The organism is Blautia glucerasea, assembly GCF_020537505.1.
Classification (GTDB): Bacteria; Bacillota; Clostridia; order Lachnospirales; family Lachnospiraceae; genus Blautia_A.
Genome location: NZ_JAJBMO010000017.1, coordinates 1 through 16,505, shown reverse-complemented (window position 1 = coordinate 16,505; position 16,505 = coordinate 1). Strand labels below are relative to the sequence as shown.

17 protein-coding genes and 3 pseudogenes are annotated in these 16,505 nt (G+C 40.1%); 7 read left to right on the top strand and 13 right to left on the bottom strand.

Going from position 1 to position 16,505, the window contains the following annotated elements:
- Positions 1 to 80 precede the first annotated feature (80 nt).
- From LIQ05_RS13095 to LIQ05_RS20685, 4 genes and pseudogenes are all read left to right on the top strand, one after another.
- The gene (locus LIQ05_RS13095; protein ID WP_226821289.1) at positions 81 to 1,088 is read left to right on the top strand and encodes a LacI family DNA-binding transcriptional regulator; all 1,008 of its coding nucleotides are present in this window, start codon (positions 81 to 83) and stop codon (positions 1,086 to 1,088) included.
- A 262-nt stretch (positions 1,089 to 1,350) separates the two neighbouring features.
- Positions 1,351 to 2,052 carry a hypothetical protein gene (locus tag LIQ05_RS13090; protein ID WP_226821287.1) on the top strand — a complete coding sequence of 234 codons (702 nt, stop codon included), beginning with the start codon at positions 1,351 to 1,353 and terminating at the stop codon, positions 2,050 to 2,052.
- 511 nt (positions 2,053 to 2,563) lie between these two features.
- Complete coding sequence (locus tag LIQ05_RS13085) at positions 2,564 to 3,142, top strand: TetR/AcrR family transcriptional regulator (protein ID WP_226821284.1); 579 nt, start codon at positions 2,564 to 2,566, stop codon at positions 3,140 to 3,142.
- 21 nt (positions 3,143 to 3,163) lie between these two features.
- A pseudogene (locus tag LIQ05_RS20685) lies at positions 3,164 to 3,292 on the top strand (DUF6783 domain-containing protein); the annotation flags it as partial.
- On the opposite strand, the gene LIQ05_RS13080 reads toward LIQ05_RS20685, so the two are convergent.
- The 12 genes and pseudogenes from LIQ05_RS13080 to LIQ05_RS13025 all read right to left on the bottom strand — a co-directional run bounded on the left by LIQ05_RS13080 (position 3,252) and on the right by LIQ05_RS13025 (position 11,929).
- Positions 3,252 to 4,796, bottom strand: a complete 1,545-nt coding sequence (locus LIQ05_RS13080; protein ID WP_226821282.1) for an AMP-binding protein — start codon at positions 4,794 to 4,796, stop codon at positions 3,252 to 3,254. The pseudogene LIQ05_RS20685 and the gene LIQ05_RS13080 overlap by 41 nt on opposite strands.
- Before the next feature lie 40 nt (positions 4,797 to 4,836).
- A complete protein-coding gene (locus LIQ05_RS13075; protein WP_226821280.1) occupies positions 4,837 to 5,067 on the bottom strand; it encodes an acyl carrier protein in 231 nt (76 codons plus the stop codon).
- 97 nt (positions 5,068 to 5,164) lie between these two features.
- Positions 5,165 to 6,553, bottom strand: a complete 1,389-nt coding sequence (locus LIQ05_RS13070) for a condensation domain-containing protein (RefSeq protein WP_226821278.1) — start codon at positions 6,551 to 6,553, stop codon at positions 5,165 to 5,167.
- A gap of 236 nt (positions 6,554 to 6,789) precedes the next feature.
- Entirely contained in the window at positions 6,790 to 7,761 is a 972-nt protein-coding gene (locus tag LIQ05_RS13065; RefSeq protein WP_226821276.1) for an alpha/beta hydrolase, read from the bottom strand.
- A gap of 109 nt (positions 7,762 to 7,870) precedes the next feature.
- Positions 7,871 to 8,113, bottom strand: coding sequence for a hypothetical protein (locus LIQ05_RS13060; RefSeq protein WP_226821274.1), 243 nt, complete (start codon positions 8,111 to 8,113; stop codon positions 7,871 to 7,873).
- Between the two features lie 338 nt (positions 8,114 to 8,451).
- A pseudogene (locus LIQ05_RS13055) lies at positions 8,452 to 8,538 on the bottom strand (DUF6462 family protein); the annotation flags it as partial.
- Between the two features lie 125 nt (positions 8,539 to 8,663).
- Positions 8,664 to 9,009: pseudogene (locus LIQ05_RS20680) on the bottom strand (type II toxin-antitoxin system RelE/ParE family toxin).
- Complete coding sequence (locus LIQ05_RS13045; protein WP_026649468.1) at positions 9,006 to 9,314, bottom strand: type II toxin-antitoxin system RelB/DinJ family antitoxin; 309 nt, start codon at positions 9,312 to 9,314, stop codon at positions 9,006 to 9,008. Before LIQ05_RS13045 ends, LIQ05_RS20680 begins: the two are co-directional and overlap by 4 nt.
- Before the next feature lie 140 nt (positions 9,315 to 9,454).
- Positions 9,455 to 10,390: a DUF1848 domain-containing protein gene (locus LIQ05_RS13040; RefSeq protein ID WP_226821271.1), complete on the bottom strand. Its 936-nt coding sequence runs from the start codon at positions 10,388 to 10,390 to the stop codon at positions 9,455 to 9,457.
- 59 nt (positions 10,391 to 10,449) lie between these two features.
- Positions 10,450 to 11,331 carry an SIR2 family NAD-dependent protein deacylase gene (locus tag LIQ05_RS13035; protein WP_226821394.1) on the bottom strand — a complete coding sequence of 294 codons (882 nt, stop codon included), beginning with the start codon at positions 11,329 to 11,331 and terminating at the stop codon, positions 10,450 to 10,452.
- Entirely contained in the window at positions 11,301 to 11,702 is a 402-nt protein-coding gene (locus LIQ05_RS13030) for a hypothetical protein (protein ID WP_226821269.1), read from the bottom strand. Before LIQ05_RS13030 ends, LIQ05_RS13035 begins: the two co-directional genes overlap by 31 nt.
- Before the next feature lie 14 nt (positions 11,703 to 11,716).
- Positions 11,717 to 11,929 carry a hypothetical protein gene (locus LIQ05_RS13025; protein ID WP_226821267.1) on the bottom strand — a complete coding sequence of 71 codons (213 nt, stop codon included), beginning with the start codon at positions 11,927 to 11,929 and terminating at the stop codon, positions 11,717 to 11,719.
- Between the two features lie 577 nt (positions 11,930 to 12,506).
- On the opposite strand from LIQ05_RS13025, the gene LIQ05_RS13020 reads away from it, so the two are divergent.
- Complete coding sequence (locus tag LIQ05_RS13020; protein ID WP_226821264.1) at positions 12,507 to 13,268, top strand: hypothetical protein; 762 nt, start codon at positions 12,507 to 12,509, stop codon at positions 13,266 to 13,268.
- A gap of 526 nt (positions 13,269 to 13,794) precedes the next feature.
- Here the strand turns inward: LIQ05_RS13020 and LIQ05_RS13015 are convergent.
- Positions 13,795 to 13,938 carry a hypothetical protein gene (locus LIQ05_RS13015; protein WP_226821262.1) on the bottom strand — a complete coding sequence of 48 codons (144 nt, stop codon included), beginning with the start codon at positions 13,936 to 13,938 and terminating at the stop codon, positions 13,795 to 13,797.
- A gap of 506 nt (positions 13,939 to 14,444) precedes the next feature.
- Here LIQ05_RS13015 and LIQ05_RS13010 point away from each other — a divergent pair.
- On the top strand, positions 14,445 to 15,293 hold the full coding sequence (locus LIQ05_RS13010; protein ID WP_226821260.1) for an alpha/beta hydrolase family protein: 849 nt from the start codon (positions 14,445 to 14,447) through the stop codon (positions 15,291 to 15,293).
- Positions 15,294 to 15,318: 25 nt separating this feature from the next.
- Complete coding sequence (locus LIQ05_RS13005; protein WP_226821258.1) at positions 15,319 to 16,272, top strand: alpha/beta hydrolase; 954 nt, start codon at positions 15,319 to 15,321, stop codon at positions 16,270 to 16,272.
- Positions 16,273 to 16,505 lie beyond the last annotated feature (233 nt).

The window sequence follows — 16,505 nt, the reverse complement described above, 5'->3', positions numbered from 1 at the left end:
ACAGGAAATCCTTTTACGTCTAAAAACAGGTGAAACTTTATCTTTTTGCTTTACAATTATTACTCTGGGAGGTGCCGCAAATGTCCATTACCGCAAAAGAACTGGCTGAAAAACTGAAGCTTTCACAGACCGCCGTCTCCATGGCGCTGAACAATAAGCCCGGAGTCAGTACGGAAACCCGCCGGATGGTGATAGAAGCCGCTGAAAAATACGGCTATGACTTTACCAGACTTTCTCTAAAAAAAAATAAAGCTGGAAGCATTTACGCGGTAAGCTATCGTTCCCATAATGCCATCATGTCCTATTCTCCTATTTTTGATGCTATGGTGGAGGGTATGGAATCCGTAGTGCAAAAGGATAATTATAAGCTGAAAGTAATCACATTTTATGAAAAGCGGGATAATCTGGAGCATTATCTGGGGGATTTAAGAACTACTGACTGTGTGGGAATCATTTTGTTTGGGACTGAAATGCGGGAGGAAATGGTCCGGCCTTTCCTGAAGCTTCCTTTTCCGGTGGTGATCCTGGACGCCTATTTTGAAAACCTTAACTGTAATTATGTAGTTCCCAATAACCGTCAGGGAGCTTATCTGGCTACTGATTATCTAATCAGCCGGAGAATGAAACAGCCTGGATACCTGCAGTCTGCTTACCCTCTCCGCAACTTTTCAGAGCGTCTGGAGGGATTTTATCACGCTGTCCATGATAATGGAATGTCCCGTTCCCGCTGTATCATTCACCAGCTTTCTCCAACCATTGATGGTGCAATGGCAGATATGCTTGCAATTATTGACAGAGGGGATACTCTGGCAGACTGTTATTTTGCGGACAATGACCTGATTGCAATCGGAACCATCAAGGCCTTGCGGCTCAGAGGCTACAAGGTGCCGGAGCAGGTGGCGATTGTAGGCTTCGACAATATCTCTGAAGGACGTATTATCGACCCCTCACTTACCAGTATCAGCATCCCCCGTCATTATATGGGACAGGTTGCCGCCAGAGAGCTTCTCTCTCAAATAAACGAACCCCGGCAGCATACCTGTAAAATTGAAGTTTCGGCAAATCTGGTAAAACGATTTTCAGTTTGACGCAAAAAAAGGTATCGCAACCTTTCACTTCCGGTTGTGATACCTTTTTAATTACTTATTGCAGAAGTATTTGATGCCAAAATGTTACTGTTCACTCCGTGACCAGTAGCGCCAATATCCCTGTCTTTTTACCCAAAACAAATCACACTGGTAAAATCTTTACGTTTATAGTATACTTATTCCATTATCTGCTGATAACACTGTCGAAAATATAGTAACCTGACATCTTCTACCCTATACTAAAAACCGGAGGGATATTTATATGGATGAAAAGATCATGAAATTTTTAAGGAAAAACAATATCCATATCAGTAATATCAAATATCTGCTCAGACAGGCGAATAAGACCTGCATTTATATGACCGATGGACGAGTTGTGAAAACTTTTATCACAGTCAAAGATTTATATGAAATTCTTATACCTTATGGTTATATTTCCATAAATAAGGGCACCGTGGTTTCCAGAGGACAGATTGATCATATTGAGAACTGCACCTATCATATGAAGGATGGCATACGTCTGGAAGGACGTAAGCGTGGCGCGGCCACTCACAAATTTCTGAACAAATCTTTGCATCAGGATCATACCAGGACTTTATTACCAAATATTCGTATGCGTTTTTCTGTATTAGATGATATGCCCCTCGCTTTTTGTGTAATCGAACTGATTTTTAATAAAAACGGAACTGGAATTGACTTCGTTTTCCGCTATTGCAATAAAGAAATGCTTCTGCTGGAAGGCATGGATGTCCAGGAAATACTTGACCAGTCTTTTTATCAGGCATTTCCCAACGGAGATAAGAAGCTCCTTGCCGCATATACAGATGTTGCCGTGAATGGCGGAAGCTGTCGTCTCAAAACTTACAGTGCCAGGATTCATCGTGAACTTATTATCAAATGTTTCCAGCCATTGGAAAACTTCTGCGCATGTGTATTGCTTCCTGCCTATGAAATAGAGAAATAAACATTTTCCAGAATTGCCATATCAACCGGTGAAAAATATGTGCTTTCACAGTTACACGCTTTGCAATACACAGCTTCTAAAACAGAAGCTGAAGCCCCATTGCGATGATCCACATATTAGCTTGTAATTGTTTTATGCTTATCCCAGAAATACATTTCACCCTCCTTTATCGTTCTTTTTAGAACGATCATAATGGAATGCTTCTGTTTTATCAACCTTATACTCGCTATTTTTTCTTGTTCTTATACGATTGGATTTGTGTTATACTTTATTATATGATATGAGTGTCAAAAGGTCTTTTGCCACTCATTTGATACCCCGGATTGCTCCGCAGCTACGCTGCTCCCGCACCCCTCCAAATATTCGAAATTCGCTGATTTACTGCGTAAATCGCTACTTTCTCATATTTGGCATGTCCCAAGTTCAAACGACTTATCGTGCAAGCACGAACGGCTTTTTGACCTTTTGACACTGGTATCATTATATTTATAAATATGGGAGGGAATCGACTATGCAAAATCCAGTTCCTGACAAAAGATATTCTGTAGCGGATGAAGCCATCCTGGGTGCTTTTTTTAAACTTCTAAAGAAAAAAACTCCTGATCAGATTACAGTATCCGATATCACTAAGACAGCCGGTATCGCGAGAAGCACTTTTTATAATCATTATCAAGACATTCCCTCTCTTGTATCCGCTGTTGAGGAAAAGACGATCCAGGATGTTTTTTCTATAATGGAAAAATTTCATCCTGAAAATGACCGCGATATCTGTCAGTCCTATTTTCTGACAATTTGCCGCTATACAATGGAAAATCCTTTCCTTTCCAGTCTTCTGAGCACCCCCCATGGGAATGATCTCTTTGAAAAAATGCTGACTATGCTTCATCACTATGTCACCGCTACTACCTCCAGTGCCAGACCCGTCAGACACACAAAAGAGGAAATATCTTATGTGATCACCTGTGCGATCGGCAGCACGATCGGTGTTCTCCACAAATGGACCCGGGATCATTTTAATCTTGAACCAGAAGTCATTGCAGAGATTCTGACTCAGGTTTTCCTGACTGGCATGCTGCCGCTTTTATCCTGACGTGTTTGTAAAAGCACTCCCGCAAAGTGGGGCGTGCAGATTGCGGGAATGCTCTTTCAAACAGGCATAAGAAAAACCCGTCTAAGCAATTCACTCAGACGGGTTTTTCTTATGCCTGTGGCTCATCAATCAGGACATCCTGTCTCCTGATTTTCTTTGTTGTACTGCGTATAAACGGATTTTTCCGGATCACCAGACCTGTAATGCGACGGTAGGTCGGCTGATTTTTATTGTATTCATCCAGAAATGCCTGAAGCTGTAAACGAATCATCTCAGTATCCAGTGCCTTTGCCTCCACAACTGCCTGTTCCGGATAGATGCGTGCTGTCAGACCATTCTCTTCACCTGTCACAATCACTTCCGCAACAAGCGGGTTCAGCGCAAGCTTGTTCTCAAGTTCTTCCGGTGATACATTTTCCCCATTGGAGAGAATGATCAGATTTTTCACACGACCGTTAATAAAAAGGTATCCATCTTCATCCATATAGCCCTTGTCGCCTGTATGCAGCCAGCCATCCTTCAGTGTTTCCGCTGTCTCCTCCGGCATCTGATAGTACCCTTTCATAACACTTGTACCCTTTACCAGAATCTCCCCGTTTTCAAACTTTATCTCCACATTCTCAAGTGGTCTTCCGATAGAACCCGGTTTATGATTTTCCGGTGTGTTATTACTGATAACAGGAGAACATTCCGACATGCCATATCCTTCCAGTATCTGAACGCCATATTCTGCAAAACGGTCAATATAGTACGGATCCAGATGTGCCCCGCCGGTAAAAATCGTTTTCAGTTTTCCGCCGAATACTTTTTCTGCAAGAACTGCCTTCGGGATTTCCGGACCAGCTGCCGCCAGTCTCTTATAAATTGTCTCAATCATCATCGGAACCATGAGCGTGATATCTGGTTTAAAAATACTCATATTTCTGACCATATGAAGCAGGGAGTCATTGATACAGATCGTTGCCCCCTGAGAAAATCCTTTCAGCCAGTCCATGACAAGGCAGAATGCATGATGGATTGGAAGTACACTGAGCATGGCAGTTCCAGGCTCTGCTGAAATCTTAACTGCCTCAACGTTGGATGCCAGATTATTCTGTGTCAGCATAACCCCTTTGCTCTTTCCTGTGGTTCCGGAAGTAAAGATAATAGTCGCAATATCTTCTGCATTCGGACAGGAAGCATCTTCTGCTGCGCTCTTTCCCATATCTCTCAGCTCATTGATACTGTATACGCCTGAAGGCAGATCCTCCACATTTTCCTGGAGCATCCATACTTTCTGAAGCCTGGGACAGTTTGCAAGAAATGCTTCCAGATATGGTCTGTGTTTCGGACTTAAGAAGAGTGCTTCGGAATCGGAGCGATTTATCAGGTCGATCAGTTCTTCACATGGCAGTGCAGCATCCAGCGGCACCGCTGTAGCGCATCCTGTAATAATTCCCAGATAGCTTTCGATCCATTCTACAGAACTGGTTCCGATTAATGCAATATGCTTTCCTGCAAACCCTTCTGCAAGAAGTCCTTTTCTGGTAGAAATCACATTTTTCATCATTTCGCTGTAGCTTTTCTCCAGAACCTCTTTTCGGTTAAGCCATTTTACCGCTTTGACTTCGCCAAATTTCTGTACACTTTCTTCTAATATATTCCTGATCAGCATATTTTTCCTCCTGTTCTGCGAACTGACACTCTGTTAATTCTTACTGAAGCTCCTCAAGAAGCTTAAGCGCCTCCTCAAGAGTTGTAATTTTTGTCACTTCGTTTTCATCCAGTTCAATATCAAAGGTATCCTCAAGCTCACCCAGAAAAGACATAAAATCCAGGGAAGTAAATCCCAGATCTTCACGGAATCTCATTTCACCTGTCATCTCTTCCGTTTTCACTTTACTGTACTGTGCTACAATATTTTTAAATTCCATTTCCTGACTCATTCCATTTCCTCCTGATTTTTGATTTCCATAAAAACAATGCTGGCAAGTTCTCTTTAACCGTTCTTACTCCTTCAAGCTTTGTGGAACCTGTTACTCTTTATACCTGCTCCATAATCTCTCCAATGCTCATATCCGGCTCTGCAATCCCTTTAAAAAGAATACGCATCATATAATAATACAACAGTTCCATGTCATGCTCCTCCAGATGCGCAGTCTGATAATGATAGGAGAAATTCATTCCCCCATCCTCGGTATGAGATACAGTCAGATACATTTTCTTGGTTGCAGCACCGTTTGCAAACCATTTGGCATGCTGGCGGATAGTTCCAAGCATTTCATTCTCCACCTTCACCGGCATTGGCTGATAAGTCAGATAGCAGCTTTCATAGCTGGTATGCTCCGGTGTATGATATCTTTTTCTCATCTCATCCACAATAAGTGCCGGATCATAATTGCTGTGCATATAAATTCGGTTCTGCATATTCTGGATTTCATAAGCTGCCGAAAGAAAATCTGTCTCTGGTGAGATCACTGTTCTGCATGGAAACATAATGGTTCGGCTTCCTCCGGAAGTCCATTCGTCATGGGTAGAACGTCTGGATATAAAATTCTGGATTGTAATATCCTCCTGTCCATTATTTACTTTTGACAGATAAGTACGGATACCAAGCAGAAGCAGATTTGTCATAGAGAGCTGATGATTCATACAGAAATCCATCAGGTTCTGTGTCGCATACGGTTCCAGATGATAATCCTTTACTGCAACAAACAGCTCGTTCATCTCAATGTCCGAAGCACGAAGCTTCGGATTTCCATGGCGTTTTCTTGCTTCCTCCAATACAGACGGTCCCTGAATATCAGAATATAACGGCTCACCCAGTGCATCCAGCTGGTCATCCCAGAATTTTTTATCTTTTGCAAAACGCTTTTCATTACCCGCCTTTGCCAGGTCTTTTTTCAGAACCGTTTCAAAATCTACCAGTTCCTGAGGACAGGCTGTTCCATATCTGTAATGCGTATATAATTGGAAAAGATCTTCGATCATAACTACAAGTCCACAGGAATCGATCAGTCTGTGATCCATATGTAAAAAGAAACCATTGTATCCTTCCGGAAGCTTCAGCATAGTAAATTCACACATTGGAATATTATTTCCATCAAATGTTTCATATGCCCACTGCTGCATCAGCTCATCTGCCTTTGCCAGACTTTCCATTCCTGACAGATCCTTCAGTTCAATATCACGTGGGTCCTGTTTTTCAATATACTGTTTTACATTTCCCTCTTTATCCGGCTTTGTAAAACGGACTCTGGTACAACTGGAACGCTCTGTTTCCATCTGGATACATTTTTTTAATAATCCAAAATCCAGTTCTGCCTGTACAGAAGCTACAACGCTTACGCCAGATACCTGCTGTGTACCATAATCCAGGATCCAGTTATGATGCATTTTCTGAGCTGCCGTCAAAGGATAATAATTTCTCATATAATAGATAACCTCCATTGTCCCGGGTTTCCTCTTTATCCGGGACAGAAAACATTGTATGTATGCTTCAGGTGAAAAAATATCATACCTTCTCAGGAAATTCCAGTACCCAGAAGACTTAATGAACACTTTATAAAAAATTGACCGAGACTTATCATACATTTAACATAACAGTTCAAAGGTGTATTTCCTGCTATGTACTATGTCTGATAAATCCCGGTCAGGATTTTTTCCGTTTAATCGTATTTTTCAAAAAATTCCATCATCTTATGCTGATACAGTTCCGGATCTGCATAGGCACTGCACAGATGCCGGGCTCCCGGTATGATCACCAGTTCCTTTTCTGCCCTGCAGAGCATATAATTCTGAAAAGAGTTATTGGGATACACATAGGTGTCCTTCTCTCCATGGAAAAAGAGAACCGGTCTTTTATTTTTTTTCATGGCTTCTGTAGTGTCTGCATCTTTCATATGAAATCCAGCCAGAAGAGAACAGAACCAGTCCAGTTCCATCAGAAGCAACGGAATATGATGCAGGTGAAACCAGTTAGCTGCCATATCACGCATCTGCCTTTCCATAGACTGGAAACCACAGTCCGCAATCAGGCCCTTTACCTCAGGTGGAAGAGTATGTCCTGATGCCATCAGCACAGATGCTGCACCCATGGACTGTCCGTACAGGTAAATGGGAAGCTTCTCTTTGTTTCGTTCAGCCATATATACAGCCCATTGCTGCACATCCCATTGTTCCTTTGCTCCAAAAGTAATATATTTTCCCTCGCTGTCACCGCAGCAGCGATGCTCGATAAACAGGACATCGCACTGATGCTCATGCAGATATTTCGCCATAAACGACAACGTGCCAAACCGGCTGCCACGATATCCATGACTTAATATGACGATCCGTTTTGCAGCTACTGCAGGCAGATATAATGCATGCAGTTTTAATCCATCAATACTTTTGATATAACAGTCCTGCATGTTCTGTCCAAAGCACCATGCCTTACTCTCATTATATTCTCTGGCATAACCGTTCTGGGGATGATTTTCCCTGATATGAGACAGTTCAAACCATTTTTTTCTTTCCTTTTTCTGCTCTCCCCTTTTGCAGCAGACCACCATGTTAAAAAAGCGCCATCCCACCTCCAGGGATCCCAGAAAAACAGCCGCCAGTATTGCGAACAGCTTAATAATTTTTTTCTTCATCATGATTTCCTCCGCAGTTCACATTTTGAATAAGAATCCTGCCCGTAAAGCTTCAGTTGTATTGGACAGCTTTAAGGTCTTTTGTCATAGACTCATTATAAGCATATTGTCGCTAAATAGGCAATGAGATTTTTCCATACTGGACAGTTACCTTTATATTTTGGGGAAATATCTCCGCATTTTTTCCACCGATCACGAGTTCGTTGGTATTGCATACCAAAGTATAATTTGTCAGGTAGCCTAACACGCTCGTTGTATACTGATCCTTATCATGGTTCAGAAGATCATAAATAGCTTTTACAGCAACAAGTGTTACAAACTCAATGTCTATCGCAGCTCCCGGTTCAAAATTCAACTTTTTCCCGTCCTCATCAGCTGCAAAGTAATGCGGATACAATCTTTTAATTCACTCTCAAGCTTCTCTTCTGAAGATACAAACCTGCGTTTCTTATGTTTAATTCTTTTTTTCAACTGTTCCCACCAGAGCTCTCCTCCCTTCCAAGGAGTGATTGCTCTCTTATATTTTCCAATATCCTGTCCGACTCACCTGCCGTCCTCGCTAATGAATACAATACGATAAGTACAATAATTATAAATGCTATGCTTAATGCTAAGCATGTAGGTACACGCCAGTCTTCTAGACTCCTATATCGCCCGTGTACAAAGAGGTGTTCTCACCTCCAGGAGTTACTAGCTGTGACTTGCCAGCTCCTGAAACTTTGTCAGTCCAATGCTATAAAGCTCTGCTCCTTCTTGATAGCGTACAAATTTCTTTGCTATTTTCTTTGTTTTCTCTACATCTTTACGTGCCTATCCCATACACGGCACCTCCTTTTTTACATGAAAAAAGCAGCTAACCTATTTTTCATAGACTAACTGCTCGTGTTTTAGTTCCATATTCTGTTTTAATTTACTGAAACGTCTTCTGTTTGATTTAACTGTTTATGAACATCACGTCCACCATACATAATTCGCACTACATATACCGCTTCAGCTTCATCATCTATTTTGTAAAATACCAGATAATTATCCACCGGAAAGAATCGAAGTCCTCTGCTGTGCCAAGGTTCTTCCTCATAGAGCCGATTTCTGTTCGGCATAGTATCCAAGTATCCAGCTTCCGAATTGCCGTCATAATCCGCTCTGCTGTCCTGCAGCATTCTCTGGAGCTAACAGTTTCTCTGAAATATATCTGAAAATATTTCGCAGATCTTTCTTTGCTCCTGCTGTATACATCACTTTATATTTCATATACCAAATTCCCGTTTCATTTCTGCTTCAACTTCATCTGCTGAATACACTCTGCCAGCCTTAATATCTTCCATGCCTTTTTCTATTTCTGCATTGAACTGTTCCTTTGTCAGAGAACCATATGCCACAGGCTCCTCATAAGCTGGAAGTTTCATTTCAAAAGGAATTCCTCTCTGGAGCACAATCTGTCTCAGAAACATTCCTACTGCATTGGACATTGGAATTCCAAGTCGATCAAGCACCTGCTCTGCCTGTTCTTTTACTTCAGGTTCGACACGTGCAAATACATTTGCTGTTCTTGCCATAGATATCGCCTCCTCTTTTTTCTTCATTATATTTCGTTTGATTGCAAATTGCATGCAGTTCGCAATCTTTTTTTATCATTAATACGCTGGCAGGCGGCAGACGGCAGACCTTTGGATTACCATTATTATGCAATTTTATTCTAAAATTTCAATCGAATCTGTCTGTCAATCCAGCTTTCCTGCTTTGCCTCACGAACAATATCACCCAGCATATGTCCACCAATTAGAAAAGGAGATGCAGGATTATGCTTTTTCATATTTTCTTTGACCAAAACCGGATTTGCATTCGCATAACAGTATTTACACAAATGTCCGCAAGTATCATAGGCACCTATATCTGTCCCCAAAAGGCATGTGCATTCCCCATTTCTCTGATTTTTCTTTCTCTTTGGAACTTCCAGTCTGCTATGGAGAGCTGTCTCAAATGTATGAACAGTCATACACCCGGAGCAATCTGCACCATATTGAGCAAGCTCTTCTCCTTCTGCACAAGGCCTCAGAACCATTCCATACTTTGACGCTATTTTTACAAATGCTTTTCCTATCATAGCCCGGTCTTCTGCTCGTACTGATTTTGCTTCTGGAAAATTGCGTTCCACCTTTTTATAAATATCTATAAAGCTGATTACACATGTCTTTGTGTATCCGGCAAGAATTTCAGCCATTTTTTCAAATTCAGATATATGCCACTCCACAGAATGTTTTTTATCTATAAAAATCGGATCATATCTCCATCCAATACTGTCTACGCCCACGACATCCGACAATTTTTTAAATCCTTCCATCACAGTTTCTTTATCCGGAACGTTTGGCTCAATATCCCTTCCGTAAGGTGTAATTGTTACAAACCAGTATTGACCATATGGTTTTAACTCGTCAAGAAACGGCAGCATTGGAAGAGGGTTCTTCGTGCAGAATGCGATTAGATCCACAACTTCTGGTGAAAGGCTGTATTTCGTCACCTGTTTTGGATCATAGGGATTCCTCACGCATACATATCCTTCTTTTATCCGATTCAAAAACCATTTTGAATAAAATGCAGGTATATCTGTTCTCATTCCTGTTTGTATTATCATTTTATCACACCCTCTCTTATCACTATTCACCCCGTTCACAGCCGCTCTTTATCACAAGTCTACAGTTCTTTCAGGATTTCTCCAATATCTTCATTCATATAAACAGACTTTCTCGTTATTTCTGCAGATGCATATGCTTCACCCTGATTCAGACACACATAAAATGCATGTTGAAATGTGTTTGTCATCTGCCAGAACGGATATTTTATAATACCAGGGGTATTATATCCTACTCCAAGTTCAAGGAACACTATTTTCTGTTTTTTATGATCCTGTATAAATTTCTCGTACCGTTCTGCTGCCTGGTGCCATCCCTCATCTTCAACAAATGTCTGATCCGATCTGAGGTTCATACTCATCGGCTTGCCGCAGCGCGGACAATATGGAATCAGCCCCGTCGGAACCGTAAGCTTTATTTCTCCGTCTTCCGTTTTTTGCAGTTCCCCGTCTTTTATCCGAAATCCCTGACTCAGTACCATTTTTTTTATAGTTTCTTCATTGTCATAGGTTTTCTTATGGCAAGGCTCACTACATTGAAACAGACCATAATCTCCCTGTGTATAAAAGATTCTGTTTTTAGCGAATCCTGCCTTCTGAAAGCAATGATCCACATTTGTTGTCAGAACAAAATAATCCTTCTCTTTCACCAGATCATACAGGTTCTGATATACCGGTTTTGGAGCATCCATATATCGATTAATATAGATATATCTGCACCAGTATCCCCAGTGTTTTTCCAATGTTTTATATGGGTAGAAGCCTCCCGAATACATATCAGAAAATCCATATTTCTTTCTAAAGTCCGAAAAATATTTGTCAAATCTTTCACCGTTATACACAAAACCGGCTGATGTGGAAAATCCCGCACCAGCCCCTATTACAACAGCATCTGCTTCCTCAATTTTTTCTTTTATCTGGTTTTCAGCCGTCTCGTACCGGATTCTTCCACAACCGTCTGTTCTTTTAAAACACGTACCAGTAACTGGTAGGCAGAACTTTCATCACAGGCCCCTTCACATTCGGCAAGAAGTTTGTCTGCGTCAACAAGGATCTGTTTGATCCTGTCTGATGCATCTTCACTTTTGCTATGATAAATAACCTGGTTATAATCATTAGGGTCATAATAGTGTTCCACACCTCCCAGAAGGTCGTCCATCCCGGTACGGTGGAGAAAAGATACAAGGTCAGCAACACAGGTATAAAGGAGCTCCATCCTCCCAAGCTTCCGGATATTAGAAGCAACCAGGAGGGCATACTGGAAACGGATATCAAAAAGAAGGGAATCCACGAATTCCTCATCCGTCAGTCTCATAAGCTCTTCAAGCACTATACCCCAACGATCATATTTACAGGAGTATTGGGGCGGGAAGCTTTATCACTATAAAGGACGGAAAAATTTTCTTCGTTGATCAGGGGGAATATTTTTTCTGCAAACGGTTTTGCCCAGGATTTTTCGAGCATACGACGTTCACGGGCAGTAAGGGAAAACATACTATCCTCCAAAGTTAACTGCTGACATTCATTTTTTGCAAAAGACATGGAATCACCTCTCAAATAAACTGAAATTATTATACCATCTATAGATGATGATTTATTGGTTTATATGAAATTTTCAAGGTTCATGGAGCGTACCTTTTGACACCCTAATCATACTGTTAATAATCAAAAGAGTCAATAAAAGGGAAGAAAGCTGCCGATTAGTTATAGGAAAGCCTTTTTCAAACACGCTCCTGGAGTGGAAGTTTGAATTGCAATTAACACGAAAAGTTATTGTTCACTGTAACATTCCGCGAGGTGTTTTTTTGCGAACAAAGTTCACAGAAAACCCGAGAATTGCGGCGCGAAATCATGCAAAGTATGATTTCTGTGCATCGCGAAGCGTGTTACTGTGAACGGTAACCACGAAAAAGATTTTCGTGAATTATGATCTTGGAAAATATTGACTGCTTATAATAAGATCAGTATAATGATGTAAAAATATAACGGCTCAAAGGGAAAGTCTGACGATATAGCTGAAGCAGAACTTTTGGGTACGTTATAATGGGAACGGAGCGGAAGGAAAAAGAGAAATTAACAGCAGCACAAAATGAAAAAAATAATCAGGAGGGAAAACAAAGTGAAAAAGACAAGAAACATTTTAGTAAGCTTATTGGCATGCCTTTTCGTAATCCTGGCAGTGCCTACAGCAGTAAGCGCAGCAGCAAAGGCACCTCAGTGCCCGAAGAAACAGACTCTGGAGTTTTATCGTGCTTATATTAATGGAAGTGAACTGCCCACAGAAGGAGATGGATATATTTATATAAAAAATTTATCCAGGTCCGCTGTAATCACAAATGTACAATCATCAAACAAATATTATACCGCATCAAAAGCAGCTGGTCTTAACGCTATTTTTGTACAAACAGCACCAGGTCCCATACATTGTGTAAAAGATGGCGAAAAAACAAAACTCCGTTTTACAGTAAAACAGAATGGAAAGAGCTATAACCTGTCTTGTGCCGTAACATTCAAAAAGCACTCTCGAGTATTTACAAGTATAAAGATCGGCTCCAAAAATTATGCTGCTCTTGCAAAAGGCCATTGGATGGTAGAGGATAAAGGAACTGCTCCAAAATCAAAAGTAAAGATTACTGCTAAAACTGTCAAGAATTATAAGGTGGACAGTATTGAAATCTGTTATAAAAATAATAAACCCCAAAAGATAAAAAATGGTGGAAAGGTTTCTTTAAAAAATGCCGCATCAATTTGTATAAACTATCATATAACAGCGAAACCCAAATATTATAAAAGGCCAACTGCAGGTTACAGAGGTTACTTCTTTGGCGGAACTGTTAAGAGTCCATTGTATGAATCTTTATATATAGATTACAGAAGTTAAAACGCTTCTTTTTTTGCGTTATGGCTTCCGGCTGTTGCTTCCGGTTGTGTTGGTCTGCTATGGCTTCCGCTTCTGTTTGCTGTAGTTCGGTTCTGGTCTGTTATGCTTGCGCTGTGTCGGATCAAAAGAAAATAATTGTGGTATCTGCTGTGAATGTGGTGTAGTGCTATGGTATATACTGTTGATATAATGCAGACCATAACAAGAGATATACAATACAATGACATGGTGTTATCTGTGATGATCCATGAGTTATACAGTCCATAGGCTTATATTGTCCTATGGACTTTTTATTGTGTCGGGCTGTGTCTGGTGTGTGGTGTTCTGTGTACCTGGTGTGAGCTGTGTCAGGTAATGTGAGCTGATAGAACGAATTGTTATATCAGGTCTGAAGATATTACTCACTGGGAAAATCCTAGTAAATGAAAAATGGGCTGTGGTGCGATATGATGATTAGATATGTGGTATTCTGCTAAGAGTGGGATCTTGTTTGATTGTAGGGCTTATTACTGAGTAGTGCAGAATGTTATACCAGATTGACACAGATTCCTAAAATGGGAATGTGGTTGGGCTGTATGGTATGTTGAGCTGTGGTTGTATGATTGTGGGGCTTATGCTGTAATTTGTCTGGCTGTGGCTTTACTGGCATGTACTGTGATAATGTAAGCATATACTTTTATCTGCTGTGATCTGTTATACAGTTTTAATGTGGTATTGTCTGCCGTGATATGTGGGAACTGTTGTTGTATATGGTACTATTGGGACTGTTACAATGATTTTTCGATGTCTGCCAGTCCTGAAGCTATGCAGAACACTTTTTTTCTGATATATGTTGTTGGTTGTGTATGATCCTTTGATTGTGTGGTCTATTGGGCTTGTGTGCGTTGCTGCTGATATATCCTAGTATTTTAGTATAGTATAGGTGGGTGGGGGTACTTTTCAACTTTGCGCCGTTTCGGTTTTGTCTGAAGGGGTGAATGTGGTTTAATTGCACACTGACTGGAAAAATAGCCCGATACGATAAATAAATATGTACAATTATATTTTCAGCTTGCGTATATTTTTTGACAGTTTGCGCATATTATGCAGCATTTCAATAAATATTTGGTATAATTTTGCTAAAATTAAAGTGTATAAGCAAAGATACCACTTATACGAAAAAGGGAGGAATTAGATATGAAAAAAAAATGGACTATTTTTATTTTTGCATGTATTTTTAGTATTTTTTTCTTGCAAAAACCAGTCCAAGCAGAAGAGCTATCCCCAGAGTATCAAGAAGGATATGTTCAGAAAGGAGATGGATGTTACTATGTTGTCTCCTGGTGCAAAGGCTACGAAGAAAATGATAACCGTAGTATTTATGGTGAATTTTGTTTTCCTGACTCTTATCAGGAAGGAGAAACTTACCCTGTTGTAATTTTTTGTCACCAAAACATGGGATCTCATAAGAGTTTTAAGAATCCAGGATGGCTCCAAGATTTAGCAGCTCAAGGTTACATTGGATATTGCTTTGATTTTAGTGGTGGAACAGAAGCTCCAAATTGCTTAAGCACGGATTTAGATTATGAAGAATCTACAGATGAGACACAAGTAGCTGATTTGAATGCTCTAATATCTTTTGTAAAAGATCAACCATTCTGTGATTCAGAAAATATATATCTTCTGGGTGGAAGCCGTGGTGGTAGGGATGTAGCTTTAGCCGCTCCCTCTCACAATGAAGATATTGCAGGTATTATCTTGTTATATGCTGCACTTGCGGATGAAACTCTCATGGAAAAATCTACTGGTTATACCGGAGATGCGTTATTAATCCACGGCTTAAACGATCAGGCAGTTCCTTATACAGCTTCTATAGAGGCTTTAGAAACTCTGTACAATGAATCCAATTCAGAGCTTCTGCTTCTCTCAGGAAAAAAAGCAGTTCACAGTTTTGATGGTGTTCAACCTGATCTTAAGGCAATTGCAGTAGACAAGGTTTTAGAATTCCTAGACAGACATATTGAACTTTCAAAAAATACCAAATAAATAAAGAAAGAAGGAACAATTAATTATGAAACACACACATATTTTAACAATGACAGCTGCTATATTATCATTAACTATTACAAGTCCAGTATATGCAGAAAATACCGATACAACAATCCAGAATTTACTGGATTCATACACAGATATCATATCTGATATTCCATACATTGACGATGGAAATGAGAATCATATGTTGGATCTTTATGGTACTTCTAACATATCTGAGAATACACCAGTTGTCGTTGAAGTACATGGTGGTGGATTTATTGGCGGAAACAAAACTACAAATAAAGAACATTCTATTATTCTTGCCAACAATGGATTTGAGGTTGTTACTCCTGATTATGTGAAACTTCCAGATAATAGCTTTGTCGATGCAGTACAAGATCTTTTTGCTGCTTACCAATGGGTTGCAGATCAGGCAGACACGTATCATTTTGACCTCAATAATATATTTCTGGATGGTGACAGTGCAGGAGGATATTATGTTTTACTTACGCAGGCAATCTGGAACTCACCAGAGCTACAGGAGTATTTTGGTGTAACTGTTCCTAATTATAATTTTTCTGCAATTATTACCTCTGCGCCGGAATATAACTTATACGATACACAGAAATTAATTGATAAGGATGGTAATGCAGTGGTTAAAGGACCTGCCGGTTATACCGCCTCCTCAATCGGAGCAAAGTATTTATATGATGATGATTTAATGAAGCATCTGTATTTTGCAAATTATGTAGATCCTTCTATATTCGAAGGATGTTATGTTTGCAGTACACCATCAGATACTATGACACGCGAATCCACACTAGAATTTACTAATTGGTTAGATGAAGCTGATGTATCATTTACTTTTGCTGACTATGAAAATCAAGGAAGTGGATTAATGCACGTATTTAATATTGGACATCCAACCTTCCCAGAAAGTGTACAAGCCAATAATGATATGATAGCTTATATGCAGAGTTTGATAAAATAAGTTTTCCATCCCAAAATAACGGAATCGACTGCTGATTTTGCATATTGTAATCAAGAAAAACATATGCTATAATTGCCAATAGGCAAAACGATATAATAATTCCATTAGGAACAACAAAAAGAAAACCCAGAGATTCGACCTCTGGGTTTCAGACTGTAGACAAACTTGGTGTTGGGGATTATGCCCAGCACCATTTTTCTTTTAAAACTTCTTTTCTTTTTATTTTCTTCAAA

Coding starts and splice junctions, on each gene's coding strand:
- LIQ05_RS13085 (WP_226821284.1), top strand. CDS start 2,564: ATGCAAAATCCAGTTCCTGACAAAAGATATTCTGTAGCGGATGAAGCC.
- LIQ05_RS13065 (WP_226821276.1), bottom strand. CDS start 7,761: ATGATGAAGAAAAAAATTATTAAGCTGTTCGCAATACTGGCGGCTGTT.
- LIQ05_RS13075 (WP_226821280.1), bottom strand. CDS start 5,067: ATGAGTCAGGAAATGGAATTTAAAAATATTGTAGCACAGTACAGTAAA.
- LIQ05_RS13030 (WP_226821269.1), bottom strand. CDS start 11,702: ATGAGACTGACGGATGAGGAATTCGTGGATTCCCTTCTTTTTGATATC.
- LIQ05_RS13010 (WP_226821260.1), top strand. CDS start 14,445: ATGAAAAAAAAATGGACTATTTTTATTTTTGCATGTATTTTTAGTATT.
- LIQ05_RS13045 (WP_026649468.1), bottom strand. CDS start 9,314: ATGGCAAGAACAGCAAATGTATTTGCACGTGTCGAACCTGAAGTAAAA.
- LIQ05_RS13015 (WP_226821262.1), bottom strand. CDS start 13,938: ATGCTTACATTATCACAGTACATGCCAGTAAAGCCACAGCCAGACAAA.
- LIQ05_RS13090 (WP_226821287.1), top strand. CDS start 1,351: ATGGATGAAAAGATCATGAAATTTTTAAGGAAAAACAATATCCATATC.
- LIQ05_RS13040 (WP_226821271.1), bottom strand. CDS start 10,390: ATGATAATACAAACAGGAATGAGAACAGATATACCTGCATTTTATTCA.
- LIQ05_RS13005 (WP_226821258.1), top strand. CDS start 15,319: ATGAAACACACACATATTTTAACAATGACAGCTGCTATATTATCATTA.
- LIQ05_RS13025 (WP_226821267.1), bottom strand. CDS start 11,929: ATGTCTTTTGCAAAAAATGAATGTCAGCAGTTAACTTTGGAGGATAGT.
- LIQ05_RS13070 (WP_226821278.1), bottom strand. CDS start 6,553: ATGAGAAATTATTATCCTTTGACGGCAGCTCAGAAAATGCATCATAAC.
- LIQ05_RS13095 (WP_226821289.1), top strand. CDS start 81: ATGTCCATTACCGCAAAAGAACTGGCTGAAAAACTGAAGCTTTCACAG.
- LIQ05_RS13080 (WP_226821282.1), bottom strand. CDS start 4,796: ATGCTGATCAGGAATATATTAGAAGAAAGTGTACAGAAATTTGGCGAA.